Origin of the sequence: Rhizobium sp. NPDC090275 (assembly GCF_044772225.1) — a bacterium.
In the GTDB taxonomy this organism is placed as follows: Bacteria; Pseudomonadota; Alphaproteobacteria; order Rhizobiales; family Rhizobiaceae; genus Rhizobium.
In genome coordinates this window covers 275,276-301,628 of the sequence record NZ_JBIVYL010000009.1, presented here as the reverse complement: position 1 = coordinate 301,628, position 26,353 = coordinate 275,276, and the positions used below count along the sequence as shown (strand labels likewise).

General features: G+C 58.7%; 22 protein-coding genes and 1 pseudogene. 11 read left to right on the top strand and 12 right to left on the bottom strand.

All coding sequences use genetic code 11. The annotated features are described in order from the left end of the window. Positions 1 to 53: 53 nt before the first annotated feature. From ACIQUB_RS23060 to ACIQUB_RS23050, 3 genes are read left to right on the top strand one after another with little or no spacing between them, the layout of a single operon-like run. Entirely contained in the window at positions 54 to 1,553 is a 1,500-nt protein-coding gene (locus ACIQUB_RS23060) for a sugar ABC transporter ATP-binding protein (protein WP_402932642.1), read from the top strand. After that, complete coding sequence (locus ACIQUB_RS23055; RefSeq protein ID WP_402932639.1) at positions 1,543 to 2,520, top strand: ABC transporter permease; 978 nt, start codon at positions 1,543 to 1,545, stop codon at positions 2,518 to 2,520. Before ACIQUB_RS23060 ends, ACIQUB_RS23055 begins: the two co-directional genes overlap by 11 nt. Before the next feature lie 27 nt (positions 2,521 to 2,547). Then, positions 2,548 to 3,279, top strand: a complete 732-nt coding sequence (locus tag ACIQUB_RS23050) for an SDR family oxidoreductase (RefSeq protein ID WP_402932636.1) — start codon at positions 2,548 to 2,550, stop codon at positions 3,277 to 3,279. 170 nt (positions 3,280 to 3,449) lie between these two features. Here the strand turns inward: ACIQUB_RS23050 and ACIQUB_RS23045 are convergent, their stop codons facing one another. The 12 genes and pseudogenes from ACIQUB_RS23045 to ACIQUB_RS22990 all read right to left on the bottom strand — a co-directional run bounded on the left by ACIQUB_RS23045 (position 3,450) and on the right by ACIQUB_RS22990 (position 18,134). Further along, on the bottom strand, positions 3,450 to 4,442 hold the full coding sequence (locus ACIQUB_RS23045; protein ID WP_402932633.1) for a LacI family DNA-binding transcriptional regulator: 993 nt from the start codon (positions 4,440 to 4,442) through the stop codon (positions 3,450 to 3,452). A 188-nt stretch (positions 4,443 to 4,630) separates the two neighbouring features. Beyond that, positions 4,631 to 4,999 (bottom strand): cupin domain-containing protein, encoded by a 369-nt coding sequence (locus tag ACIQUB_RS23040; protein WP_402932630.1) that lies wholly within the window; start codon positions 4,997 to 4,999, stop codon positions 4,631 to 4,633. Positions 5,000 to 5,097: 98 nt separating this feature from the next. Next, the gene (locus tag ACIQUB_RS23035) at positions 5,098 to 6,720 is read right to left on the bottom strand and encodes an ABC transporter ATP-binding protein (protein WP_402932627.1); all 1,623 of its coding nucleotides are present in this window, start codon (positions 6,718 to 6,720) and stop codon (positions 5,098 to 5,100) included. Further along, positions 6,717 to 7,595, bottom strand: coding sequence for an ABC transporter permease (locus tag ACIQUB_RS23030; RefSeq protein WP_402932700.1), 879 nt, complete (start codon positions 7,593 to 7,595; stop codon positions 6,717 to 6,719). Before ACIQUB_RS23030 ends, ACIQUB_RS23035 begins: the two co-directional genes overlap by 4 nt. Positions 7,596 to 7,602: 7 nt before the next feature. Further along, positions 7,603 to 8,553 (bottom strand): ABC transporter permease, encoded by a 951-nt coding sequence (locus tag ACIQUB_RS23025; RefSeq protein WP_402932624.1) that lies wholly within the window; start codon positions 8,551 to 8,553, stop codon positions 7,603 to 7,605. 78 nt (positions 8,554 to 8,631) lie between these two features. Next, positions 8,632 to 10,293: a peptide ABC transporter substrate-binding protein gene (locus ACIQUB_RS23020; protein ID WP_402932622.1), complete on the bottom strand. Its 1,662-nt coding sequence runs from the start codon at positions 10,291 to 10,293 to the stop codon at positions 8,632 to 8,634. Between the two features lie 54 nt (positions 10,294 to 10,347). Continuing rightward, positions 10,348 to 11,706 (bottom strand): NAD(P)/FAD-dependent oxidoreductase, encoded by a 1,359-nt coding sequence (locus tag ACIQUB_RS23015; RefSeq protein ID WP_402932620.1) that lies wholly within the window; start codon positions 11,704 to 11,706, stop codon positions 10,348 to 10,350. Between the two features lie 535 nt (positions 11,707 to 12,241). Beyond that, a pseudogene (locus ACIQUB_RS23010) lies at positions 12,242 to 13,061 on the bottom strand (tetrahydrofolate dehydrogenase/cyclohydrolase catalytic domain-containing protein). A 16-nt stretch (positions 13,062 to 13,077) separates the two neighbouring features. Then, positions 13,078 to 13,608: a sarcosine oxidase subunit gamma family protein gene (locus ACIQUB_RS23005; protein ID WP_402932617.1), complete on the bottom strand. Its 531-nt coding sequence runs from the start codon at positions 13,606 to 13,608 to the stop codon at positions 13,078 to 13,080. A gap of 15 nt (positions 13,609 to 13,623) precedes the next feature. Next, on the bottom strand, positions 13,624 to 16,590 hold the full coding sequence (locus tag ACIQUB_RS23000) for a sarcosine oxidase subunit alpha (RefSeq protein ID WP_402932614.1): 2,967 nt from the start codon (positions 16,588 to 16,590) through the stop codon (positions 13,624 to 13,626). Further along, positions 16,587 to 16,859 carry a sarcosine oxidase subunit delta gene (locus ACIQUB_RS22995; protein ID WP_402932611.1) on the bottom strand — a complete coding sequence of 91 codons (273 nt, stop codon included), beginning with the start codon at positions 16,857 to 16,859 and terminating at the stop codon, positions 16,587 to 16,589. Before ACIQUB_RS22995 ends, ACIQUB_RS23000 begins: the two co-directional genes overlap by 4 nt. A gap of 24 nt (positions 16,860 to 16,883) precedes the next feature. Further along, positions 16,884 to 18,134 carry a sarcosine oxidase subunit beta family protein gene (locus ACIQUB_RS22990; RefSeq protein ID WP_402932608.1) on the bottom strand — a complete coding sequence of 417 codons (1,251 nt, stop codon included), beginning with the start codon at positions 18,132 to 18,134 and terminating at the stop codon, positions 16,884 to 16,886. Positions 18,135 to 18,223: 89 nt separating this feature from the next. On the opposite strand from ACIQUB_RS22990, the gene ACIQUB_RS22985 reads away from it, so the two are divergent. The 8 genes from ACIQUB_RS22985 to ACIQUB_RS22950 all read left to right on the top strand — a co-directional run bounded on the left by ACIQUB_RS22985 (position 18,224) and on the right by ACIQUB_RS22950 (position 26,282). After that, positions 18,224 to 19,198 (top strand): GlxA family transcriptional regulator, encoded by a 975-nt coding sequence (locus tag ACIQUB_RS22985; protein ID WP_402932605.1) that lies wholly within the window; start codon positions 18,224 to 18,226, stop codon positions 19,196 to 19,198. Between the two features lie 53 nt (positions 19,199 to 19,251). Beyond that, positions 19,252 to 19,926, top strand: a complete 675-nt coding sequence (locus ACIQUB_RS22980) for a helix-turn-helix domain-containing protein (protein WP_402932602.1) — start codon at positions 19,252 to 19,254, stop codon at positions 19,924 to 19,926. 182 nt (positions 19,927 to 20,108) lie between these two features. Next, the gene (locus ACIQUB_RS22975) at positions 20,109 to 21,014 is read left to right on the top strand and encodes a glutamine amidotransferase family protein (protein WP_402932600.1); all 906 of its coding nucleotides are present in this window, start codon (positions 20,109 to 20,111) and stop codon (positions 21,012 to 21,014) included. A 4-nt stretch (positions 21,015 to 21,018) separates the two neighbouring features. After that, on the top strand, positions 21,019 to 21,705 hold the full coding sequence (locus ACIQUB_RS22970; RefSeq protein ID WP_402932597.1) for a protein GlxC: 687 nt from the start codon (positions 21,019 to 21,021) through the stop codon (positions 21,703 to 21,705). A 13-nt stretch (positions 21,706 to 21,718) separates the two neighbouring features. Then, positions 21,719 to 23,047, top strand: a complete 1,329-nt coding sequence (locus tag ACIQUB_RS22965; protein WP_402932594.1) for an FMN-binding glutamate synthase family protein — start codon at positions 21,719 to 21,721, stop codon at positions 23,045 to 23,047. An 82-nt stretch (positions 23,048 to 23,129) separates the two neighbouring features. Beyond that, positions 23,130 to 24,437, top strand: a complete 1,308-nt coding sequence (gene glnT, locus ACIQUB_RS22960; protein WP_402932591.1) for a type III glutamate--ammonia ligase — start codon at positions 23,130 to 23,132, stop codon at positions 24,435 to 24,437. Positions 24,438 to 24,532: 95 nt separating this feature from the next. Next, on the top strand, positions 24,533 to 25,417 hold the full coding sequence (gene purU, locus ACIQUB_RS22955; RefSeq protein WP_402932588.1) for a formyltetrahydrofolate deformylase: 885 nt from the start codon (positions 24,533 to 24,535) through the stop codon (positions 25,415 to 25,417). 196 nt (positions 25,418 to 25,613) lie between these two features. Then, positions 25,614 to 26,282, top strand: a complete 669-nt coding sequence (locus ACIQUB_RS22950; protein WP_402932585.1) for a GntR family transcriptional regulator — start codon at positions 25,614 to 25,616, stop codon at positions 26,280 to 26,282. Positions 26,283 to 26,353 lie beyond the last annotated feature (71 nt).

The following is a 26,353-nucleotide window of genomic DNA, read 5'->3' as shown; positions in this document are numbered from 1 at the left end:
CCTGGCGCGTGCGCCGGGGGCGGGGCCGTCTTTCTCTTAGATTGGAGGCGCAAATGCTCGAGCTGACCGGGATTCGAAAGTCCTTCGGAGCGATCGAGGTCCTTCGCGATGTAGACCTCTCGCTTAAGCCTGGGGAAGTCCACGCGCTCTTGGGCGAGAACGGCGCAGGCAAATCCACACTGACGAAAATCCTGTGCGGGATACTCAAGCCGAGCGCGGGAACCGTTCACCTCGACGGTGTTGAGCAGAACTTCGGCAGTTACAACGACGCGATAGCCGCCGGGATTGGAGTCGTGTTCCAGGAGTTCAGTCTCATCCCTTGGCTCAATGCGGTGGAAAACATCTTTCTGGCTCGCGAGGAGACGAGTTGGCTGGGGCTGCTCGACCGGAAGGCAATGCGAGAGCGTGCGAGCGAGCTGATGCGAAAGCTGGCAGTGGACATAGATCTCGACGTCCCTGTAAATCGGTTGTCCGTTGCTGAGCAGCAATTCGTCGAGATCGCAAAAGCGCTGGCACTGGATGCCAGGATACTGGTTCTGGACGAACCCACGGCAACGCTGACGCCCGCCGAGGTGGAGCATCTCTTCGCCGTAATGCGAGAGCTTCGGCGGCAGGGTGTGGCGATCGTATTCATTTCGCACCACCTCGACGAGATATTCGAGATCTGCGACCGTATCACAGTCCTTCGCGATGGAGCTTTCATCGCGACCTGTGCCGTGTCCGAAGTCGACAACGACCGCCTCGTCGAAATGATGGTCGGCAGGAGGCTTGATCAAAGCTTTCCGCCTAAGGCACCAAATAAAACGTGCGCGCCCATTATTGAAGTCGATGAGCTTCAACTTCGAAGGGGCGGTCCGATCTCTCGCTTGGTGCTGGGGAAGGGGGAAATTCTGGGTTTTGCGGGGCTGGTCGGTTCGGGTCGTACGGAGACCGTACTTGCCATGCTCGGTGCCGGGCCAGCAGCGAGTTGCAGACTGAAGATCGATGGCGTGGAGACGCGCCTTGCCGGACCCGATGAAGCGCTGGTCCAAGGTATCGGTCTCCTGCCGGAGAGCAGGAAGGAACAGGGACTGATAACGGGCTTCTCGATCCTGGAAAACATCTCGATCAACAACTACGGCAAGTATCGTCGCGCCCATTGGTTCATCGATCTGAAAAAGGAACGCGCATCCACTGAGGCGGCAATGGCTGGGGTACGCGTGAAGGGCGGCGGGCCGTCGGCCAAGGTTGATACTCTTTCAGGCGGGAATCAGCAGAAGATCGTCATCGCGCGCTGGATGAACCACGAGACGCGCGTCCTGATCTTCGACGAGCCGACCCGCGGCATTGATGTTGGCGCAAAGGCCGAAATCTACGCGCTCATGCGCGAATACGTCGCCGCAGGCAATTCAATCATCATGATCTCTTCGGAACTGCCTGAGATTGTCGGCATGTCGGATCGCGTGTGCGTGTTCCGCTCGGGCGGCATCGTCGGCACCGTCGGAGGGGATCAGATTACCTCCGAGACGGTCATGACCCTCGCCACTACAGGAAAGCTTCAACATGCTGCTTGACGCGAAACTCGCCCCGGATACTCCGAAAGCCACATTCTCCTTCGGATCGATGGCTCATTCGCCACTGGCGCTCCCTTTTGCGGGGCTGGTGGTCGTATCGATCCTCATGGGTATCGCGAGCGACAACTTTTTCAGTCTTGGCAACATCATGAACGTGCTGAGGCAAGTCTCAATCAATGGCATAATTGCGGTCGGAATGACTATGGTCATCTTGACAGGTGGGATCGATCTGTCGGTGGGCGCGGTCATGGCGCTGGTGGGTACCCTCGTTGCCGGGCTTATGGTGAAGGCCGGGCTGCCCGGCGGCGCAGCGCTTTCCGTCGGTGTGATGGTTGGTCCGCTGATAGGATTGCTGAATGGCTTTCTGGTAGCGTGGGGCCGAATGCCGTCCATCATCGTGACGCTGGCCACGATGGGTATGGCCCGAGGTATCGGGCTGATCTATTCCGGAGGCTATCCAATCAGCGGAATTCCCGGATGGGTTTCCTGGTTCGGCGTGGGACGTGTTGGCTTTGTTCCTGTCCCCGTGATCCTCATGGCAGTCATCTATGCTCTCGCATGGATTATTCTCAACCGAACACCTTTTGGACGGCACGTCTACGCGATTGGTGGCAACGAACTCGCCGCCAAGCTGTCCGGAGTGAAGACGCGAAGAGTAAAGCTTTCCGTCTACGCGATTTCTGGTCTGACGGCTTCACTCGCCGCAGTGGTGTTGACTGGCCGTCTGATGAGTGGCCAGCCTAACGCGGGAGTGGGGTTCGAACTTGATGCGATAGCTGCCGTTGTCCTCGGCGGAACAGCGATCGCCGGCGGGCGAGGGCTGATCCTCGGGACTTTGATCGGCGCCGTCCTGCTGGGAATTTTGAACAATGGCCTGAACCTGATGGGGATCAACCCATATCTGCAGGATGTCATCAAAGGCGGGATCATCCTTCTCGCAATCTACATCGGTCGCGAGTGGCGCTGACCTTAAACGACAGGAATGGAGAAGAAAATGTCACAGTCATTGGATGGCAAGGTTGCCGTGATCACGGGTGCAGCTTCGGGCATTGGTCTGGCTACGACCGAAGCGTTGCTGCATGAGGGCGCGACCGTGGTGATGGTCGACCGCAACGCAGCTGCCCTCAGCGAACTGGCCGTGCGCCTAGGCAGCAGGGCAATCGCGCAGGTGACCGACCTGCTTGATCCAGGGAGCTGCGCCGCAATGGTTTCTGAGGTTCTCGAGAAGGTCCCCCAGATCGACATCCTGTATTGCAATGCTGGGATTTACATAGGCGGAGATCTTCAGGACACGACAAACGATGCCATAGATCGAATGCTGAACCTCAACGTCAACGCGGTCATGAAAAACGTTCGAGACGTGGTTCCACATATGATTGAGCGTAAGACGGGAGACATCGTTGTCACCTGCTCGGTGGCGGGTCATTTCCCGACCTACTGGGAGCCTGTCTATTCCGGGTCGAAGTGGGCGATCACCAGCTTCGTGCAGGGGATGCGTCGCCAGATGGTACCTCACGGTGTCAGGGTGATGCAGGTCTCGCCCGGACCCGTCGTTTCAGCACTCCTAGCGGACTGGCCCGAGGAAAACCTCAGGAAGGCGAAGGAGTCCGGGAGCCTCATCGATCCTCCGGAAGTGGCAGATGCAGTTGTCTACATGCTCACCCGAAAGCGGACAGTTACCATTCGTGACATGATCGTTCTGCCGAGCAATTTTGACAGAGTTTAACCGCGATCGAAGGCGCCGTTTCAAATGGAATTTGCCATCGAAATATGCTTGCAGCTTAGGGTGTAAAACAAAATTATTCGCTCGAAAGAACCTCCGTGACGACTGGTGTTTCAGTCGCGGGGTAGGATAAATGTAAATGAGGTTAAGGAGGCCAATGGCCTCTTTGGCAACTATAGGCCATGCACCCTCGAGCTACGCCTCTCGATGAGTTCGTGTCCCATGATGATGTTCTCGGGCTTTTTGCGTGAGGAATCGAGGTTCTGAAGTAACATTCGAGCACCGATTCTACCCATCTCATAGCGTGGTATGCGAATAGTCGAAAGTGAAGGGTGAAGTGCGGAACTGAAGGACAAGTCGTCAAACCCGATGAACGAAATGTCTTCCGGTATTGAGAGACCAGCTTTCTGTGCGACGTCCATGGCGCCGATCGCCATCTCATCGCTTGCGCAAATGATCGCTGTGGGGAGAATGGCACTCTCCAGAAGGCGTGTCATCGCAGTGGCGCCCGCTGCGAGATTAAAACCGGAGCTGTTAATGACAGTTGACTGAGCAGACGCCCCAGCCAAATCCATTGCATGCAGATAGCCATCCACGCGTGCTTGGAATGTCGGACTGCCGATAGGACCCGACAGATGCGCGATCCGACGATGACCACCCTCAAACAAATGTTTGACCGCCGTTATCGCTGCTTGCCTGTTGTCAATGTTGACCTGAGGAATGTCCGCATTTGGCACCGTGCGCGAAACCCCGACAACCAAGCGATCATAACTCGGTTGTGCAAGCAACTCGTCAGGAAGGCGGCCAGTCATCAAGATCATGCCGTCTGCAGCGCCGTTCAGAAGTTGTCTAGCGAGCATGTCTTCCCGCTCTTTGTCATTACGTGTGCTTCCCACAACGACAGTGAACTGGTGCTCTTGAAGCTCATCTTCTATGCCAAGAACAACCTCTGGGAAAAACGTGGCTGCAATATTGGGTAGCATCACCAGAATCTGCCCAGATCGCTGATTCCGAAGCATCCGAGCGCCATGATTGACAACGTAACCCGTCTCTTCGACGAGCTTTCTGATCTTCTCCTTGGTGTCGTCTGTAACTTTAGGCGAGTTGGCCAGCGCACGGCTAACAGTGGATATGTCAACCTCAGCCATGCGGGCTATGTCGGCCATCGTTGGTCTTGTCTTTTTCACGAACCCGCTTTCGTAGTCTCAATGAGATCCAGTCTAATCAAGCCAAGTCATCGCAGGAAATGCCCAGCAATGCAATCGATTGTATTGCTGGGCATCATGGCTGCCAAAATTTTTAGGCGGTCAGTCTTTGACTAGCGTCGAAAAAAACGTGACCGCGCACCAATTCTTTAGTCCAACGTAACTGCGACGTAGAACTTCTTGAGGGTTTCAAGCGTACGCCACGTGCCCGTGAAACCCGGCTTGAGACCGAAGCTGTCACCCTTGCGGAAGATCTTCGTCTCGCCGCCTTCTTCTGCGATCTCGACTGCACCTTCGATCATGTAGCAGTATTCGTAAGTAGTGGGCTTCAAGCACTGAGTAAGACCCGGGGTGGCTTCCCAGATGCCCGAGCGAACCTTTCCTTCGAACGACAGGTCCTGAACCCAGCTACGGAACGTCGGGGCGTCGCCGGAGATCAATTCCGGAGCCGCCGGCTGACGGGTAGTGGGCTCGGGAAGGGTGTTCACGTCTTGGGAGAACGTTACGAGATTAGACATTGCCTACTCCTTTGTTTTTGGCAAAATTCAAGGGTTGGGGGCCAGCCTTCGCCAGCCTCCTTATCTGGCCGACCAACTGTGGCCGCCTCAGAATTCGGTTATGCGATCTCGGCGTGCCATTGGGTTCCAGGCACCGCCGCCACAAGTCGCCTTGTGTAGTCGTGAGTTGGATTTCGCAGGATTGCGGCAGCTTCACCGCGTTCGACGATGGCGCCGCGGTGCATCACGATCAGGTTGTCGCAGAGTTGGCTTGCGACACGCAGATCATGCGTGATGAAGATCATGGCGAAACCGGTTTCTTTCTGAACCTCCTTCAGGAGTTCGAGAATCTGAGCCTGAACTGACACGTCCAATGCAGAAACGGCTTCGTCCGCAACAAGCACCTGCGGCTTGAACATGAGAGCTCGCGCGATGCCAATTCTCTGCCGTTGTCCGCCGGAAAACTCGTGCGGGAACCGTCGCAGGGCGCCTTCAGAAAGGCCTACACGGTTCAGGAGACGCGCCGCCTCGCTGTCCGCCTCTCGCCGGGTCATTCCTGCGGCCATTGGACCAGCGGTCATGATAGTCGAGACGGTATGTCTCGGGTTCAACGACGCAAAGGGATCCTGAAAGACCATCTGAATTTTTGGCCTAAGGCTGCGCAACCTCGCTTCCGTCAACTCGACGAGGTTCTCTCCCGCGAACTGGATGGTGCCACCTTTGTCTGGCGAATGGAGCCGCAGCAGTAACTTTCCAAGCGTTGATTTGCCCGAACCGGATTCCCCGACGATCCCCAGCGTTTCACCTGCCGTCAAAGAGAAGCTGACATCATTCACAGCGTGCAGCACTCGGCCCGGCTTAAAAAGAGTACGCGGCAGGTGGAATGTCTTGTTCAGACCGTCGACCTTCAAGACGGTGCTCGCATTCGCCTGCTTCTCCACTCGCGCTTCCGCCATCCGGGGCACCGAAGCGATGAGGCGTTTGGTGTAGGGATGTGATGGCCTATAGAGAACGTCGTCAGCATTCCCGTGCTCGATAAGGTTGCCTTTCTCCATGACAATGACGCGATCCGCGATGTCCGAAACCACGCCGAAGTCGTGCGTAATGAACATCACCCCCATCTGCTTGCGCTTCTGGATCTCGCCAATCAGAGACAGGATCTGGGCTTGCGTCGTCACATCGAGTGCCGTCGTGGGCTCGTCAGCAATCAAAAGATCTGGATCAAGAGACAGGGCCATTGCGATCATGACGCGCTGCCGCTGCCCACCTGATAGGCGGAACGGATATTGGAACTGGATAGCTTCCGGCTCAGGGAGACCAACCTCAGAGAGAAGTTGGATCACTCTCGTCCGACGGGTCTCCTTGGTTCCAACGCCATGCGCTTCCATCTGCTCGGCGATCTGGTCACCGATTTGCATGAGCGGGTTCAGTGCAGAAAGCGGATCCTGAAATATGATCGAGACGGTCTTGCCGCGAAGGTCTCGAAGTTGTCGCTCCGACATGTTCAGAAGATTGCGTCCCAGGAGATCGATCGTTCCGGACCGGATCCGCAGTGTCTTCGGCAAGAGGCCCATTATGGCGTTCGCTGTCACGGATTTGCCTGAGCCGCTCTCGCCAACGATGCAGAGAATTTCGTTGCGTCGCAAGTCGAACGATACTTTGCTAACCGCGTGCGGCCTATCCATAGAGGCCGGAAGATCAACGGTCAGATCCCGGACCGAGAGGATGATGTCGTCGCTCATGTGTCGCTCCGATTGTCCATGGCGTCGCGAAGGCCATCTCCGATGAAATTGAAGCTCGTGACGGCCAGCGTGATTGCAATGCCGGGCACGATCGCAAGCCATGGGGCCTGGCTGAGATACTGTTGCGCCCCGTTCAGCATGTTGCCCCAGCTCGGATAGGGCGGCTGGATGCCGTAACCAAGGAAGCTGATATAAGCTTCCGAAAGAATGGCGCGCGCGATGGTCAGAGTAGCGGCCACAATGATCGGACCGACTGCGTTCGGCAGGATTTCGCGCCACATGATCCAGTTCGATGTCAGGCCGAGCATCGTTGCAGCAGCGATAAAGTCGCGCTCTCGCAGGGATTTGACTTCGGCTTCCACGATGCGGGCGATTTCCATCCAGCTCGTGGCGCCAATCAGTAGTGTGATCATCACGGCACTCGGTTGAACGAACGCGGCAAGGGTGAGCAGTAGGAAGATGGACGGAAATGACAGGCAGGCATCCACGAACCGCATCAGTGCGTTTCCGACGACTCCGCCGAAGTAGCCCGCAACGGTACCGATCACGACGCCAATAGATATACTCATCAGCATTGCGACGAACGCGACAGCGAGAGACACCTGTCCAGCCTTGAATAGCCTGGCTGCGATATCCCGGCCGAGAGGATCGGTGCCAAAGATGTGCCCGTTGGTAAACGGCGCGGAGAAACGATGCCGCATGTCGATGAACAACTCGTCGTGCGGAAGAAGGTGTGGCCCGGTAAAGCAAGCCACGACCAACACAGTGATCATGACGAGGCCGAGTATCGCCAGCCGATGACGAAAGAAGCGGGATACTGTCGGATAGGCGCTGCGACCAATGGCAGCGTTGGGACTTTCAACGTGTGCTGTCATCTCGTCCTCACTGATTTCTAATGCGGGGGTCAGCTGCGGCGACAAAAATGTCAGCAAGCAGGTTCCCAACGATCGTCAGGATTGCGGAGAACATGAGCAGCCCCATGATCACTGGATAATCCTTGTATCCGAGGCTATCCAGGAAGAGCCGACCAACGCCCGGCCAGGTGAACACCGTCTCGGTGACAAGCGCGCCGCCGATCAGTCCTGGAAGTTGGAGCCCGATCAAAGTGATCATCGGAAGAAGTGCATTCCGCAGGATGTGCCGTCGAAGAATGAGTGTCGGAGCGAGACCCTTCGCGCGGGCCGTCCGGACAAAGTCCTGATTGATCACTTCGAGTGTGGCAGTCCGCATGTAGCGGCTCCAGACTGCTATGTTTACAAGGGCGAGCACTGCGACAGGCATCACGAGGTGGATCGCAATATCTCCGATCGATCCGTTCCCGATGGTGTACATGCCGCCAGCTGGCAGCCAACCGAGCTGGACCGAGAAGAAATAGATACCGACCAAGCCAAACCAGAACGTCGGGATCGACAACGCCACCATCGCGATCATCGAGGTGACGTAGTCAAAGGCGGACCTCTGCCGGACAGCGCCAAACACTCCGACGAGTCCGCCCGCAACAATCGCCACCGCCATTGCCGTGAGCATTAGCAGCAGTGTTGCTCCCATATGTCCGCCGATGACGAGAAGCACGCTGCGACCGTCTCGATACGATTTCCCCCAGTCACCTGTAAGAAGGTGGCTCAACCAGTCGAGATATTGGATCGGCAGAGGTCTGTTGAGGCCCATGCTCTCTTTGACACGATTGATTGCTTCTGCCGTCATGCCAGGCGTTGACATGTATTGCGAGAGAGGGCCGCCGGGAGCGAGGTGAAGGATGAAAAAGCCAATCACGGATACCAGAAGCAATAGCCCCAGGCTCTGGATCGATCGGCGTAGGAGAAACAGTGCCATCGTGATCTTCTAATAAGCGGTTGCGATGCGCATGAGAGGCTCCCGGCAGAAAACCATGCTCCTGCCGGGAGCTACGAATTAGCTCTTGCGCCAGGCGTTGATGTTCCAGTTGTCCACGCGGCTGTTGACGTTTGCTGTCACGCCTTCAACGCCTGCCTTGTGACCGCTGACGTTGACACGCTGATAGAGCGGCAGGAATGGCAGCTCGCTTCGGATGATCTCCTGGAGGCGGAAATAGATCTTGCGGCGGTCCTTGGCGACAAATGTTGTCGCGCCCTTCGTCAGCAGGTCGTCGACTTCGGGGTTCGAGAACTGCCAGAAGTTCAATCCGGAGCCGCCCTTGGCAGCGCTGGCCGTCGACATGAAATAGTTCGATGTGTCGGGATCGGCGCCCGTCAGGTAGCCCTCGCCGTGCAGCACGCTTTCGAATTTCGAGAGCAGCCAGAAATCACCGAACAGAACTGCTGACGGCATGTTGGAGATCTTCATCTCCATGCCTGCCATCGCCAGAGTCTGCTGGAGGAATTGCTGGAACTGTTCGCGCAGGTGGTTTCCGGTGGTCGTGGAGTTGGTGAAGGAGAGACGCTGCCCATCCTTGCTCCGGATTCCGTCAGGTCCGGCGACCCATCCAGCGGCCTCGAGCGCGGCCGAAGCCTTTTCAACGCTGAACTCGTGCTTCGGAAGATCCGGGTTGTAGTAGTACGACTGCTGCGGAACGAAGCTCTCTGTCGCTATCGGCAGACCATAGTAAAGCTGGTCGATAATGGTAGCCTTGTCCAGGCAGGAATAGATCGCCTGGCGCACCACCTGATCCTTGAGAACTGGATGGGTAAGGTTAAACGCGAAGCATTCGACGGCGGGCGAGGGCATCACTTCGACAACGCGGTCGGGGAGCTTTTTCGCTTCATCGTAGTTGTCAGGAGAAATCCACGCGAGACCAACAACATCGATATCACCGGTTTGGAACTGGGTGTAGAGGACGGTCATGTCCGGAATGTACTTCATGATGAATTTTTCGAGGTACGGACCGTCGCGGAAGTAATCGGTGTTGGCTTCGAACTCGATCCTGTCGCCCGGAATGCGATTGGCGAGCTTGAACGGACCAGTTCCGATCGGCGCATTGTTGAACGGAGCCGTGTTCTTGTCCGTGACGCCATCGAACCCATGCTTCGGCAGGATGAAGGTGGCAGCTAGGATAGATGGGAAAGGCGCGAACGGCTTCTCCATCGTCCAGGTCAGCTCTATCGGCGATATGACCTTGATATCCTTCACCAAGGTGAAGCCAGTACGGCGCCATGCGTTGAATGCAGGATCGACCATAAGCTCAAGCGTGAATTTCACGTCTTCAGCCGTAAACGGTTTGCCGTCGTGCCACTTCACGTCGTCGCGAAGCTTCACCTTCCACTGTAGGCCGTCCGCGGAAATTCCGCCATTCTCCACCGTCGGAATCTCGGCGCAAAGGGAGGCTTCGAAAGTGCTGTCGGGCTTGGCGACGAACAGCGTGTCGAAAAGTGTGTAGTGAAGACCGTCGTCGACCTCGATGTGCATGAGGTGCGGGTTGAAAACTGTCGGCTCCTGCGAGAAGCCGATGATCATCTGGCCAGATGGGGTTCCGCCTTTGGCAAATGCGCGATCGCGCCCAAGGATCGAAGGAGCAAACACTCCCGCAACTCCACCTGCAAGCATCATGCCGAGCACGTGGCGTCTGTTGAACTCTGCGCTATTCCCAGTATCAGTCATTACGGTCCCTCTCTCCTTGGTGATTTGAGTTTTGGTTGTGTTGCTTCCGCTCGCCTATGCGGGTTGCTGGATGTCTCCTGGCCTTAGATCCGGGGACAGAACGGTCTTGGTTCCATCGCTGAACCGGGCAAGCCGAAAGTTTCTCGCATCTACGCAGGTTGTTTTACCTGCAACGATTTCGGCCATCAGCTTTCCCGCTGCGGGACCGATGCCGAACCCATGGCCGGAAAAGCCAGTAGCGATGCAAAGTCCAGGAATCTTCTCAGCCTTGTCGATGATTGGAACGGCGTCTGGCAGGATATCGATGTATCCACCCCACCGCTGCGCGATGGTGGCGCCCCGGAAAACAGGCCAGACTTTCCCAAGCGCATCGAGAGCGCCGTCTGCCAACCGCTTGTAGGGAACTGGATCAAGGGTGCGCGTGTATTCGAAGGCGCTTGGCTCATCGAGCGGTTTGAGACCAGCATCGCGGATATCCTTGAAGAACCGAAGCGATGGCCGGAAATTAAGCGAATGCCAATCCGATTTTAGTGCTGGAAGGAAGTCGACGAGATATTTGAATGACCTCGGAACAAGGTGGACAACATTTTCATGCCCGGATGCGATCGTGTATCCGCCGTCAAGGCGCTTTCGTAGCGCAAAGTCCTTGCACCAGATCGCCTGTTCAGGACCACCTTCGATCGGGTTCGTTCTGAGAACCGAAGCCATCACATTGAGCTGAGGAATGTCGATCCCGTAGCGGCGGGCGAAAAAGTTGCTCCAGACCCCAGCTGCGAGAACAACTGAAGAGCATCTGATTGTGCCTCGCTCGGTGACGACGCCGCTTACTTTGCCAGCCGCGAGTTCGAGCCCCCGGACTGCACATTCGACTAGGATATTGGCGCCCTTCCGTTGGGCGGTCTGTGCAATGGCGACTGTCGCGAGCTGTGGCTCGGCGCGGCCGTCGTCAGGCGTCACAAGCGCGCCCGACAACGGGAGATCGAGATCAGGATATGCCGCCTTGACTTCCGCAGCACTCAGCAACTTGCTGTGTACGCCGAAGGCGGAAAGCTCATCGTGATACTTCTTGTAAAGATCCTGCTGTGCACGAGAACTCGTTGTGAACACGATGCCAGTCTTGCGATATCCGACGTCTGTTCCCGTACGCTCCGCCATGTTCGACCAGAGCTTCGTGGCCTCCAGCATGAGTGGCATCTCACGGATATCGCGCCGCGACAGCCTGACCCAACCCCAATTGCGTCCGGACTGTTCCTGGCCAACCCCTCCCTTGTCGCAGAGTGCGACCGAAAGACCCATCTCGGAAAGTTCCAACGCGGTGGAGGCGCCGACGATGCCCCCGCCGATGACCACAATATCTACTTTTTCTGGAAGTTTCTCATCTGCGCGCATGGGCGCCACGTAGGGTCCTGGCATCGACATAATCCAAAAATTTTTACGACCATGGCTGGGTTAAGGAACTTAATACAATCGTTTGCATTCGATTGCAAACGATTGTTTTGCCTTTTGGCGATTTCTCGGTTGAGGTATGTCTTGAGACTGCTTCGCAGTAATGGCCAAAGCGGGATCGAGCGTAGAAAAGGCTCTACAAGCTGGGCGCACTGGCTAGGCAAGCAAGCTCAGCAGACGCCGGTCCATGCCCCAGTGGCGAATTGGGCTTGCGCGAACAGCTTGCCTATAGCTAGAGTTGAACGCGAGATCTGAGCCGAGAGGCTATACTTCTTGGTGTTATCGCTGACCGCTAGTGCCATTTAATAACCGTCGCTGCGGCGCGGATGCGACTTTCCGCTGACGTTTATGGCTATGATGATCAATCATAGTCCATTTCACTTTGGTCTCATCGTATGCAGATGGCGGGGAAATATGAAAAATTCATTTATGCGTCTGGTTCGGAAATTTGTCTTCGACTTCTCTCAACCTGAGAGTTTCCGCTGGGTGACGGTTTACTGGTCTAACCTGCATCCATGACATCGCGCTTGACGGAAATGTCAGATCCTCGGAGCGTCTGACCCGCGGTGCGGTGAGCAGCAATCACGTAGTGGCGAAGCATCGCGATCGTCATCTGGCCGACCCACCCGGAACGAGGGTGATAACCGAGGCTACCTGTTCGGCTTCCGTAAAAGGCAACGTCGCCGACGAGACGGGTGTTGCCCTCGACCTTTTTGAGGTGCTGGAACGCGGTTGATGCCGATATAAATCATCGTTGCGTTGATTTTCAGCCAATGCGCCTTAACCATTTCCGGCGGGCTGACGGCCGCACCCAATATCCGCGCTGCGTCAGATTTCCATAAGGTCTCCACTGCGCGAATGTGCGATGGTCACCGTCGCATTAGGATTCAGCAGCAGCTGCGCCATCGGTTCGCCAAATAGATTTGAGCGCCCTTTGACTGTGGCGTTCAGGCCCGACAGATCGCGGCCTTGGATTGTTTCAACAAAGCAGCATTGCGCCTGCCGGCGTGCACGAGACCAGCCCCGTCGCAAGATCGCCTGTGGCTAGCTTTCTGGCATTGACGACATGCAGGCCGTCGACGTCTTTTTCCGGGCGGATCGACTGTCTCCGCCGGCAGCGTGTGCTAAACTGACCTGAAGCCGCATTCTTTTGCCATCCGTCCCTTTGCGCCGACATAGGTATGGCTTGCCGGATCATCGCCGACGATGATGTCCGCGAGACCAGCCTGCTGGCCCGTCGCGGCCAGCAGCGACGCGTGAGACGCTTGAACCAATTGGATGACGGAAGCCGCGGTGGCCTTGCCATCAATGATCATTGTCATGTCTGTTCTTCCGACTTCAGCTAAATTCAAGGCTCATGCGTGCCAGATCGTCCCAAAGGCTTTCGGCAAACCCGCGCAATACGATCAGCTCGAAGGCATCGTCGCCGGTACGCGTTAAATGCGCTGCGATATGGCCGATCAGCGTTGTCGCCGTTTGCCCAACGGGGAAGGCTGAGAGTGCGAGATCGACAGCCGTGCCCTTGGCCAGGACCTTGACGGCCATCGGCCCCCTTAGGAGGATCCTGACGCGGCCGTGGCTTTGATCGACGATGTCGGCCTTCGCCTTCACGGCCGTTTCCAGTGCGGCGAGCGTTGTCCGCGGCAAGGCTGTCTCTCCGACGGCAAACCACTGGCCGGGCGATACGGGCCGCAGCGACAGTCCGGCCACTGTCGTGTCTACGTCATGTCCAGGCATGGCAGATGCAGAAGGATTGCCGAGGAGATGAAGCAAGGCCCCTTCGGGCAGTGCCTCTATGCTGACGCCATTGCGGATCACGGCCGGTTTTCCGGCCAGCGCGGGACGGAGGGTGATGCGATATTCGGTCATGCCGATCTCCCAGGCTCAAAGGTACAGTTTCGTATTGTCTGGATCAAAGAAGACGGGGCTGCACAGCCGGCCGGCGGTGAATTCGCCTTGCAGGCCGTTCCATACCTGCACCTCTTCGCCATGCCGGGAGGCGCCGCGACGCACGAGGGCGAGGCCGATCGTCGAACCGAGATGCGGCGAATAGCAACTTGAGGTGACGTAGCCCTGGTCGTTTTCAAGGGTGGCTTCCACGTCCTTGCCAAGGATGTGAGAGCCGCTGCGAAAACTTGCCGCCGAGTCGACCGGCACGACGCCGACCAACTGGTGGCGGCGTGGATCATTCAGACCGTCGCGTGTCAACATCCGCCTGCCGATGAAATCCGTTTTGGTGGCCGAGACCATCTTGCCGAAGCCGAGATCGCCGGGCACGACCGTGCCGTTGATCTCGTTGTGCGTGACGTGGCCTTTCTCGATGCGCAGAACCGAAAGCGCCTCGATCCCATAGGGTTGGATGCCGTGGTCGCGTCCAGCTTCCATAATTGCGTCAGCGACAGCCTCGCCATAGCCGGCCGGCACCGCCAGTTCGTAGGCGAGTTCGCCCGAAAACGAGATGCGAAACAGCCGGCCATGCAACTGCCCGCCGAAAAGCGAAACTTCGGAAGCGCCGAGGAATGGAAAAGCCTCGTTCGAAATGTCCGTGTCGACGATCTGCTGCAGGATCGCTCGCGATTTCGGGCCGGCGATCGCCATCTGTGCCCATTGATCGGTTACCGATGCGAGACGCACGTCGAGGTCCGGCCACAAGGCCTGCGCGCAGAATTCCAGATGATTCATCACACCGGCAGCGTAGGCCGTGGTCGTGGTCATGAAGTAGCGAGTTTGGTCCAGACGGCTGATGGTGCCATCGTCATAGATCATCCCGTCTTCGCGCAGCATCAGGCCATAGCGCGCCTTGCCGACCGGCAGTTTGAGAAAGGCGTTGGAATAGATGCGGTTGAGGAATTCGGCGGCGTCGCCTCCGGTGATTTCGATCTTGCCGAGCATCGAAACGTCGCAGAGGCCGGCGTTAATTCGCACGTTCTTCACTTCTCGATCGACGCTTTCGCGCCAGCCGGTTTCCCCTGCGCGCGGGAACCAGGAGGAGCGATACCACAACCCCGTCTCGACGAAGACTGCGCCGTTCTTCTGTGCCCAGTCATGCAGCGGCGATTTGCGCACCGGCTGGAAATGGTGCCCGTGCGAGGAACCGGTCAGCGCGCCAAAGGAGACGGGCGTATAGAAGGGTCGGAAGGTCGTCGTGCCGACTTCGGCCGGCGACACGCCACGTGCCTCGGCAAGAAGTGCGATAGCGTTGACGTTGGACAGTTTGCCCTGATCGGTCGCCATGCCGTTGGTCGTGTAGCGCTTGGCAAGTTCGACGTGGCCGTAACCTTCCTGCACCGCAAGCCCGAGGTCCTTTTTGTGGACGTCGTTCTGGTAGTCCACGAAGGCCTTGCCGGTGATGCCGGCAATGGTCCAGAGCGGCTTTGCCGGAGCCGGCGCAATCTCGCCCGACACGCTGCCGAACCGAGGGCTTTCAGTGCGGAAGCCGAGCGCTTCGACAAGTGCCCCTCCCTTGCTCGCGCCATCCTCAAGGCAGGCGACGATACCGTCGACGCCGGCGCATGCCCCTGCGAGCGCGAGGCCATCGAGACTGGACGGTGCCATGAAGGCGGCGTGATTTTCGGACCACTGTGGTTTGCCGCCGCGATGGCAGGCAAGATGGATGATCGGGCTGAAGCCGCCTGACATGGCAAGTGCGTCGACTTTCAACACTTCCCTGCCATTGCCGCTGTTAACGGTAATTGCCGACAAGGTTTTGCCGCCCGTTGCGTCGCTGACCACACCGCCGAAGATAATGCGCGTGCTGCCGGAATAGGAGGCGGGGGCAGGGCCGGGCCGACTGTCGATGATCGCCACCGGACGAATGCCGAAGGCCTCCAGGTCGCGCGCCAGCGCATAGCCGCTGTCATTGGTCGTGAAAATCGCAACGCTGCGGCCCGGCGCAACGGCATAACGGTTGAGATAGATACGCATGGCGCCGGCCATCATCACGCCGGGAATGTCGTTGCCGCCGAAGACCAGCGGCCGTTCTTCCGCGCCGGTTGCCAGAAGCGTCTGCTTGGCCACGATGCGCCACAGCCGTTCGACCGGAAGATGCGCTGCCGGAACAGCGACATGCTTCTGCACCCGTTCCACGGCACCGAAGACATTGCCGTCATACCAGCCGAACACCGTGGTGCGCGGCATGAGGGTCACGTTGGGAAGAGAGGCCAGTTCGGCCAGCAGTCCTGCAACCAAGCTGGGGCCGCCCTTGCCGTTAATGGTCGCGGTTTCGGCCAGCAGTCCGCCGCCCGGCTGCGCGTGTTCGTCGGCAAGGATCACGCGCGCGCCTGCGCGGCCCGCCGAAAGTGCTGCCGCAAGGCCTGCAGCCCCGCCGCCGATCACCAGCAGGTCGCAATGCGCCCATGCCTTCTCGTAGGCGTCGGGATCGGCCTCGTAGGTTGCCCGGCCAAGGCCCGCGGCGCGACGGATGAATGGTTCGTAAAGCTTTTCCCAGAGGCCAGCCGGCCACATGAAGGTCTTGTAATAGAAGCCGGCGCCGAGAAAGGGCGACAGCAGGCTGTTCATCGCGCCGATATCGAAATCGATCGAAGGCCAACGGTTCTGGCTCTTCGCCTCGAGACCCTGATACAATTCTTGCATGGTAGCGCGGGTGTTCGGCTCCGTGCGTCCACCCTGGCCGATGGTCATCAGCGCGTTCGGCTCCGCAGCGCCTGCGGTCAGGATGCCGCGCGGCCGGTGGTACTTGAAGCTGCGGCCGACGAGCAACCGGCCATTGGCCAGAAGCGCCGAGGCCAGACTGTCGCCTTCAAGGCCGATCAGACGCTGTCCGTCGAAAGAGAAGGAAAGGGGCTTCGAGCGATCGACGAGGCCGCCTGCAGCGAGACGATAGGGGGTCATGCGTTCACCTCGCGGCGGCCTGCCGCGTCCTGGCTTTGGTAGATCTCGTGGGTGGCGGTATCGCGTGTCACCACGAGCCAACGCCGGCATCCGGATGTGTGGTGCCAGTATTCGTCGTAGCGCCCACGCGGATTGTCGCGCAGATACACAAAGTCGAACCAGGTCTCCTGCGGCGCATCCGGCGCCGGCCGGCTCAGCGCCGCACCCTTAACGGTGAATTCTTCCTTGGGTCTTGCGCCGCAGTGCGGGCAGGTGACGAGGCTGGCCATGTCGGTATCCTTGGGTCCGGCGGATCAGTGCAGATTGGGTTGGGCGCCCTGGCCCTTTTCGTCGATCAGGTAACCCCGTTCGAAGCGGTCGAGCCGCATCTGGCGGGTCGTCGGATGCGGTGTGTCCCTGGCGAGGAGATGGGCGAAGCAGAAACCGGAGGCAGGCGTCGCCTTGAAGCCGCCATAGCACCAGCCGGCATTGAGATAGAGATTGTCGACCGGCGTTTTGTCGATGATCGGTGTGCCGTCCATCGACATGTCCATGATGCCGCCCCAGGAACGCAGGACGCGCACGCGCGACAGCGCCGGGATCATCGCCTTGCCTGCCTCGGCGACATGCTCGACCGTCGCCATGTTGCCGCGTTGAGCATAAGAATTGTAACCGTCAATGTCGCCACCGAAGACGAGGCCGCCCTTGTCCGACTGGGACACGTAGAAATGCCCGGCGCCGAAGGTGACGACATTGTCGATGAAGGGCTTCAGGCCTTCCGAAACGAATGCCTGCAACACATGGCTCTCGATCGGCAGCTTTAGGCCAGCCATTTCGGCGACGCGGGACGAGTTGCCCGCCGCAGCCAAAGCGAGCTTTCCGCAGCCGATGAAGCCTTTCGTCGTCTCGACGCCGACGGCGCGGCCGTTCTCGCGGCGGATGGCGGTGACTTCGCAATTCTGGATGATATCGACGCCCCGCATATCGGCGCCACGTGCATATCCCCAGGCCACGCCGTCATGACGCACGGTGCCGCCGCGGCGCTGCATGAGGCCGCCCTGTATCGGGAAGCGGGCGTTGTCGAAATCGAGGAAGGGCAACATGGACTTGATCGCCTGGCGATCAAGGAGGTCGGCATCGACGCCGTGGAGCCGCATGGCGTTGCCGCGACGCGTATAGGCATCTCGCTGGGCATTGGAATGGTAGAGGTTGATGACGCCGCGCTGCGAAACCATGGCATTGAAGTTGAAATCCTGCTCCAGTCCTTCCCAGAGCTTCATCGACAACTCGTAAAAGGGATTGTTGCCCTCGAGCAGGTAATTCGAGCGAATGATGGTGGTGTTTCGGCCGACATTGCCGGAACCGATGTAACTTTTCTCGAGGACGGCGACATTGGTGATGCCGTATTCCTTGGCGAGATGATAGGCGGTGGCCAGCCCATGGCCGCCGCCCCCGACGATGATCACGTCGTAATGCGGCTTGGGCTGCGGGTTGCGCCATGCGGCACTCCACGACTTGTTGCCCTTCAGGCCGTTCAGAAAGATCGAAAGAGCGGAATAGCGCATCGGCGTACCTCGATAATATGCTTGCAGGATAGAAGCGTCATGCAGGTTCTGACTTGCAGAAAAGAGACGAATAAATGTAAAAGTGGGCCATGAGGCCGCCTGACACCAAAAACACGCAGAGAATAGGCTTGCTCCTGGTGCCGAATTTCGCGCTCATGTCTTACGCGTCGGCAACCGAGCCATTGCGCGCCGCCAATCTGATCGCCGGTACCGACCTTTATGATGTCGTGCAGCTATCGGTGGACGGCAACGCCGTCCTCAATTCGTCGGGCCTGTCGGTCGCATGTGCGGCTTTGGCGGAGGGCGGCCCATCCTGCCACACGATCTTCGTTTGCGCCGGCGGCTCACCGCGCGATTGGCTTCCAGCCGAGGCTGGCCATGGCACGTTGCGCAAGCTCAGTCGGCAGGGTGTGCGGATCGGCGGCATTTCCAGTGGCGCCTATGTGCTGGCCGCGGCCGGTCTTCTCGACAATCGCGACTTCACCATCCACTGGGAGCATGCCGGTGTATTGCGCGAGGCGTTTCCCCATCTTTCCCCGCGCCAGGCGCGCTACGTCATCGATGGTGACCGGGTGACGTGTGCGGGCGGCATCGCGCCGCTCGATATGATGCATGCAATGATCTCCGAGCGTATGGGATCGCATTTTGCGCGCCGTGTCTGCGATTGGTATCTGCATACGGCGGTGGCCGAACCGGGCGCGCCGCAGCGCGGTTCGGCGCCGGAGCGTTTCGGCACGCACCATCCGGCGTTGCTGGCGGTTCTGGAGAAAATGGAGGCTTCGATCGAGCATCCGCTCGGACGCCGCGAAATGGCGAAGCTAGTCCGCGTCAGCACCCGACATCTGGACAGGCTGTTCTCCGAGAATCTCGACAAGGGGTTCCTGGAGACCTATCGCGACATCCGCCTCGACCACGCCCGGCGGCTGGTGGAGCAAAGTCCCCTGTCGGTGGGCGAAATTGCTTTTGCCTGCGGTTTTTCCAGTGCGGGACATTTCTCACGCGCTTTCAAAGCGCGCTTCCAGGCAACGCCTTACGCGCTACGCGAGAAGATTTCCTCTGAATAAAAAGATTATTCCTTTAAGGAATGTCTTTCGATGAACAAATATGGGGTGAAGACATGGGTGGGGACAGATCCAACGACGCGGTAAATCAGGCGTCCGCTGCGGGAGCATTATCCCAAGATCCCCATGCGACCCGCGAGGCGCGCGAAAACAATCTTGAAATGGCGATCGGCCACGAGGTACGCACCTATCGAAAGGCGCTCGGTATCACGGTGACCGATCTATCCACGGCGACCGGCATATCCGTGGGTATGTTGTCCAAGATCGAAAACGGCAATATCTCGCCCTCGCTAACGAGCCTGCAGTCACTCTCGAAGGCGCTTGGCGTGCCGCTTACTGCTTTTTTCCGCCGGTTCGAAGAGCCACGCAACGCGATCTTCGTAAAGGCCGGCGAAGGGGTGAATATCGAGCGTCGCGGCACTCGCGCCGGCCACCAGTACAGTCTTCTCGGCCATATAGACAACAATTCCAGTGGTGTGACGGTCGAACCGTATCTCATTTCGTTGACGGCGGAATCAGATGTGTTTCCCACGTTCCAGCATGATGGAATGGAGTTTCTCTACATGCTCGAAGGGGAGGTCGTTTATCGTCATAGCGACCAACTCTATCAAATGAAGCCGGGAGACAGCCTGTTCTTCGATGCCGATGCGCCCCATGGCCCCGAAGAACTCGTAAGGCTGCCCTGTCGATATCTCTCGATCATCTCGTACCCGAAACGCGACAAGGCCTAGATGCCATCTATCCGCAGCATGCCCAAACCGACGGCGTGCCGCCGGAAAAATCGGATAAAATCTAGGCAGTATGCTCAATGCGACGCCGAAATATTCCTTTAAGGAAAAAAATATTCTTTTGAGTTGATTTCCCTCCATCCACTTGCTAGCTCTTCATTCAGCAACGAATGGAGGCGCCCGTTATGTGCGGCATTGTTGGACTATTCCTTAAGGACAAAAGCCTGGAACCGCAGCTCGGTACGCTGCTTTCCGATATGTTGATCGTCATGACCGACCGCGGTCCAGACTCTGCCGGCATCGCCATTTACGGCGGAGCCGCCGGCGGCCGGGCCAAGGTGACGATCCAGTCGGCCGATCCGTCGGTCGATTTTGCCGGCCTTGCGGACGCGCTGAGAAATGAGGGTGTCGATGCATCCGTCGTCGTCAAGAGCACGCACGCGGTCCTCGACATTCCCGCTGATAAGATCGGTAGCGTGCGCGATGCGCTGTCGCGCGTTCGTCCGTCCGTGCGAGTGATGGGATCCGGCGAAAGCGTCGAAATCTACAAGGAAACAGGTTTTCCCAAGGATGTCGTCGCCCGTTTCGACGTCCGCACCATGTCCGGTACGCATGGCATCGGCCACACCCGCATGGCGACGGAATCGGCAGTGACGACTCTTGGCGCGCATCCGTTCTCGACGGACGCCGATCAGTGCCTGGTGCATAATGGCTCGCTCTCCAACCACAATAATCTGCGCCGCGAACTCGTTCGTGAGGGCATGACGTTCGAAACCCAGAACGACTCGGAAGTTGCCGCCGCCTATCTCACGGCCGAAATGGCCAAGGGCAAGGATCTCGGCCAGGCGCTCGAAAGTGCGCTGGATGATCTGGACGGGTTCTTCACCTTCGTCGTCGGCACCAAGTCCGGCTTCGGCGTCGTTCGCGATCCGATCGCCTGCAAGCCTGCAGTCATGGCCGAGACCGACCAGTATGTCGCTTTCGGGTCGGAGTACCGCGCGCTGGTCAATCTTCCCGGTATCGAAAACGCCCGTGTATGGGAGCCCGAGCCGGCCACCGTCTATTTCTGGGATCACGAGAAGGCTGCCTGAGATCATGCCGACATTTGACATTTCCAACACGCCTCTGCGTGACCTCAACAGCGCGCTGCACCGTCTCTCCGCCGGCGCCAACGACACCGCCTTCGAAGTCGTGAATCCACGCGGCAGTCATGCCGTCGCCGTTGGTATCGACAGCCCCGTCAAGGTCGAGATCCGCGGCTCCGTCGGCTATTACTGCGCTGGCATGAACGATGGCGGCACCGTGACCGTGCATGGTTCAGCGGGACCTGGTGTCGCCGAGAACATGATGTCGGGCACCGTCGTTGTCGAGGGCGATGCCTCGCAATATGCCGGCGCAACCGGCCAGGGCGGCCTGCTCGTCATCAAGGGCAATGCCGCATCGCGCTGCGGCATCTCGATGAAGGGCATCGACATCGTCGTCAGCGGCTCGATCGGCCATATGTCCGCCTTCATGGGCCAGTCCGGTCATCTCGTCGTGCTTGGCGATGCCGGCGATGCATTGGGCGACAGCATATACGAAGCAAAGCTTTTCGTACGCGGCACCGTCAAGAGCCTTGGTTCCGATTGCATCGAGAAGGAGATGCGCCCGGAACATTTGGAAAAGCTCGCCGAGCTTCTCGAAAAGGCCGGCATAGCCGACGCTCGGCCGGATGAGTTCAAGCGCTACGGTTCGGCGCGCAAGCTCTACAATTTCAACATCGACAACGCAGACGCATACTGAGCGAGGGACGATCATGAGCTATCACAACCCCCATACCCCTCCGCGCAAGTCGGCGACGTTCGACGATGCGACGATGGCGGAAATCCGTCGCGCCGCCGCTACCGGCATCTACGACATCCGCGGCGCCGGCACCAAGCGCAAGGTTCCCCATTTCGACGACCTGCTGTTCCTCGGCGCTTCGATCTCCCGCTACCCGCTCGAGGGCTATCGCGAGAAATGCGATACGACGGTGACGCTCGGCACCCGCTTTGCCAGGAAGCCGATCACGCTGAAGACGCCGATTACCATTGCCGGCATGAGCTTTGGAGCGCTGTCCGGCAATGCCAAGGAAGCGCTCGGTCGCGGCGCTACCATCGCAGGAACCTCGACCACCACGGGCGACGGTGGCATGACAAACGAGGAGCGCGGCCATTCGCAGACGCTCGTCTACCAGTATCTTCCCTCGCGCTACGGCATGAACCCCAGAGATCTGCGTCGCGCCGACGCCATCGAAGTGGTCGTCGGGCAGGGCGCCAAGCCTGGCGGCGGCGGCATGCTGCTCGGCCAGAAGATCTCCGACCGCGTTGCCAACATGCGCAACCTGCCGAAGGGCATCGATCAGCGCTCGGCTTGCCGTCATCCCGATTGGACCGGCCCGGACGATCTGGAAATCAAGATCCTCGAACTGCGTGAGATCACCGACTGGGAAAAGCCGATCTACATCAAGGTCGGTGGCGCCCGCCCCTACTATGACACGGCACTTGCCGTGAAGGCCGGAGCCGACGTCGTGGTGCTCGACGGAATGCAGGGCGGTACGGCTGCCACGCAGGACGTCTTCATCGAGAATGTCGGCATGCCGACCCTCGCCTGTATCCGCCCGGCTGTTCAGGCCCTGCAGGATCTCGGGATGCACCGCAAGGTACAGCTGATCGTCTCGGGCGGCATCCGCTCCGGCGCCGACGTCGCCAAGGCAATGGCGCTCGGTGCTGACGCAGTCGCGATCGGTACGGCGGCACTTGTGGCGATCGGTGACAATGATCCGAAGTGGGAAGCCGAATACCAGAAGTTGGGCACCACGGCCGGCGCTTACGACGACTGGCACGAAGGCAAGGACCCGGCCGGCATCACCACACAGGATCCGGAGCTCGCAGCCCGCCTCGATCCGGTCGCCGCCGGTCGCCGTCTGGCCAACTATCTCAAGGTGATGACGCTGGAAGCGCAGACCATCGCACGCGCCTGCGGCAAGAACCACCTGCACAATCTTGAGCCGGAAGACCTCTGCGCTCTGACCATGGAAGCCGCGGCGATGGCACAAGTGCCGCTTGCAGGCACCTCCTGGTATCCCGGCAAGGCCGGTTTTTGATCCGAAGTTCGGGCGCGTTTGGGAGGAGGCGCCCGGCTTTTCCAACAAAAGTGTCTGAGATTCAAGAACAAAGGGAACGACATTGACACTGGACCTCTCTCAGTATGCCGCCGAAAAAGACATCAAGTATTTCATGATCAGCTACACGGACCTGTTCGGCGGCCAGCGCGCCAAGCTGGTGCCGGCCGAAGCGATCGCCGACATGCAAAAGGATGGCGCCGGCTTCGCGGGATTTGCGACCTGGCTCGATCTGACACCGGCGCATCCTGATCTGTTCGCCGTGCCGGATTCGGATTCGGTCATTCAACTTCCCTGGAAGAAGGATGTCGCCTGGGTTGCCGCCGATTGCGTCATGGACGGCAAGCCGGTCGGTCAGGCGCCGCGCGTCGTGCTGAAGAAGCTGATCGCCGAGGCGGCAAGCCAAGGGCTGCGGGTGAAGACCGGTGTCGAACCGGAATTCTTCCTGATCACGCCTGATGGAGCGAAGATTTCCGACGAGTACGACACGGCTGAAAAGCCCTGCTACGATCAGCAGGCGCTGATGCGCCGCTACGACGTCATCGCCGAAATCTGCGACAGCATGCTGGCGCTTGGCTGGAAGCCCTACCAGAACGACCATGAGGACGCCAACGGCCAGTTCGAGATGAATTGGGAATATGACGATGCATTGAAGACCGCCGACAAGCATTCCTTTTTCAAATACATGGTCAAGTCGATCGCCGAAAAGCATGGCCTCAAGGCGACCTTCATGCCGAAGCCGTTCAAGGGCCTGACTGGCAACGGCTGCCACGCGCACATCTCGGTCTGGGATATCGAAGGCAGGACGAATGCCTTTGCCGACAAGGAGATGCCGTTTGGTCTCTCTGCGCAGGGCAAGACCTTTCTCGGCGGCATCATGAAGCATGCGTCCGCGCTTGCCGCCGTAACCAACCCGACGGTCAATTCCTATAAGCGCATCAACGCGCCGCGCACGATTTCAGGCGCGACCTGGGCACCGAACACGGTCACCTGGACCGGCAACAACCGCACCCATATGGTGCGCGTGCCGGGTCCAGGACGCTTCGAGCTGCGCCTGCCTGATGGTGCGGTCAACCCTTATCTTTTGCAGGCGATTATCATCGCGGCTGGCCTCTCGGGTATGCGCTCCAAAGCAGACCCTGGTCCGCATCACGATATCGACATGTACCGCGAGGGTCAGACGGTGACCGACGGGCCGAAGCTGCCTCTCAATCTGCTCGACGCGCTGCGCGAATATGAGAAGGACGAGGAGCTTCAGATCGCCCTGGGCAAGGATTTCTCTAAAGCCTATCTCAAGCTGAAACACGGCGAGTGGAACACTTATTGCTCGCAGTTCACCGACTGGGAACGCGCGACCACGCTCGACATCTAGCTTTCCCAGCCGCCCCGTTCCGTTCGGATCGATGCGGCCCACTCCCTGCGTTTCATAGGCGCGGGTATTTTTCAAATCGTATAGAAAGCCTCGCCATGACGACCTATGTCCTAACCGTGACCTGCAAGTCCACCCGTGGCATTGTGGCCGCCATTTCGGGCCTGCTTGCCGAGATGGGGTGCAACATCATCGACAGTTCGCAGTTCGATGATCTCGGGACGGGAAAGTTCTTCATGCGGGTTTCCTTCATTTCCGAGCAGGGAAAGCCAGCTGCGGATCTCGAAAGCGGCCTGAAGCCGGTTGCGGAAAAGTTCGAGATGGACGTGGATCTGCACGATCAGACCGGCCGGATGAAGGTGCTGCTGATGGTGTCGCGCTTCGGTCACTGCCTGAACGATCTGCTCTATCGCTGGAAGATCGGCGCCCTGCCCATCGACATTGTAGGCGTCGTTTCTAACCACTTCGATTACCAGAAGGTCGTCGTCAACCACGACATTCCCTTCCACCACATTCCGGTGACGAAGGAGAACAAGCCCGATGCGGAAGCCAGGATCATGGACCTAGTCGAAAGCACAGGCACCGAGCTGATCGTGCTTGCCCGCTATATGCAGATCCTGTCCGACCGCATGTGCCAGCAGATGTCCGGCCGGATCATCAACATTCACCACTCTTTCCTGCCTTCGTTCAAGGGCGCCAACCCATACAAACAAGCTTACCAGCGGGGCGTGAAGCTGATCGGCGCCACGGCGCACTATGTAACCGCCGATCTCGATGAAGGCCCGATCATCGAGCAGGACACGGTGCGCATCACCCATGCGCAGTCCGCCGGGGATTATGTCTCGCTTGGTCGTGATGTCGAGGCCCAGGTTCTGGCCCGCGCTATCCACGCTCATATCCACCATCGTACCTTTCTGAACGGCAACCGCACCGTGGTCTTTCCACCAAGCCCGGGCAGCTATGCCTCCGAGCGAATGGGCTGATGGTCCAACCGTTTCGCATTGTGGGTTGACGCTAACACTAATCAATTGTTTAGCGGTTGCTTTCACGCACAACTGCCGCTATGTTTTTGGTACGCCATAATACAAGTTTACACCGCAAGGTTCCAGACTTAACTCTCAAAGGATGGCGCGTGACGCAGTGTTGAGAACGGAACGTGCGGTGAACTCAGGCGCTACCATGAAAGTTGAAAGACCCTCCAAGACCCTGCGCGAACTGGCGCTCGACAACCTGCGCGAGGCGATCGTCAGCGGTCGCTTCAAGCCTGGCGACCGGCTGGTGGAACGGGACCTGTGCGGGCAACTGGATGTCAGCCGCACTATTGTGCGCGAAGTCCTGCGCCATCTCGAATCGGAAGGCTTGGTTGCAAGCCTCGCCAATCGCGGCCCGATCGTCGCCACGCTCGACCTCAACGAAGCGCGCCAGATCTATGAAATTCGCGGCGCGCTCGAAGGGATGGCGGCGCGTCTTTGCGCCGAGAGGCGCGATCCCGAGATTGTCACGGAATTGGAAAAATCGCTTGCCGGCATCCGGCAAGCCTATAGCGGCAGAGACATGCCCGGCGTTCTGGCAAACACTTCGGCCTTCTATCAGACGCTGTTCAGCAAAGTCGACCGCACTGTTGCCTGGGGCGTGGTGAATTCCCTGACGGTGCGTATCAACCATCTCCGTTCGATGACGATCAAGACCGAAAACCGTCATATCGAGGGACCGGCGCAGATGGAGAGGATCGTCGAGGCGATCCGCACTGGGGATGGAAACGCAGCCTACAAGGCCGCCATCGACCACGTCACCCGAGCCTCTGCCATCGCGGAAGCCGTACTATCAGCTCAGCCGAAAATTGACTGATTTTGCTGCCGAGTGACGAAGCAAGCGGCGCTCCGCTACAGTATAATGGGCGTCGGGAATAATAATAATTG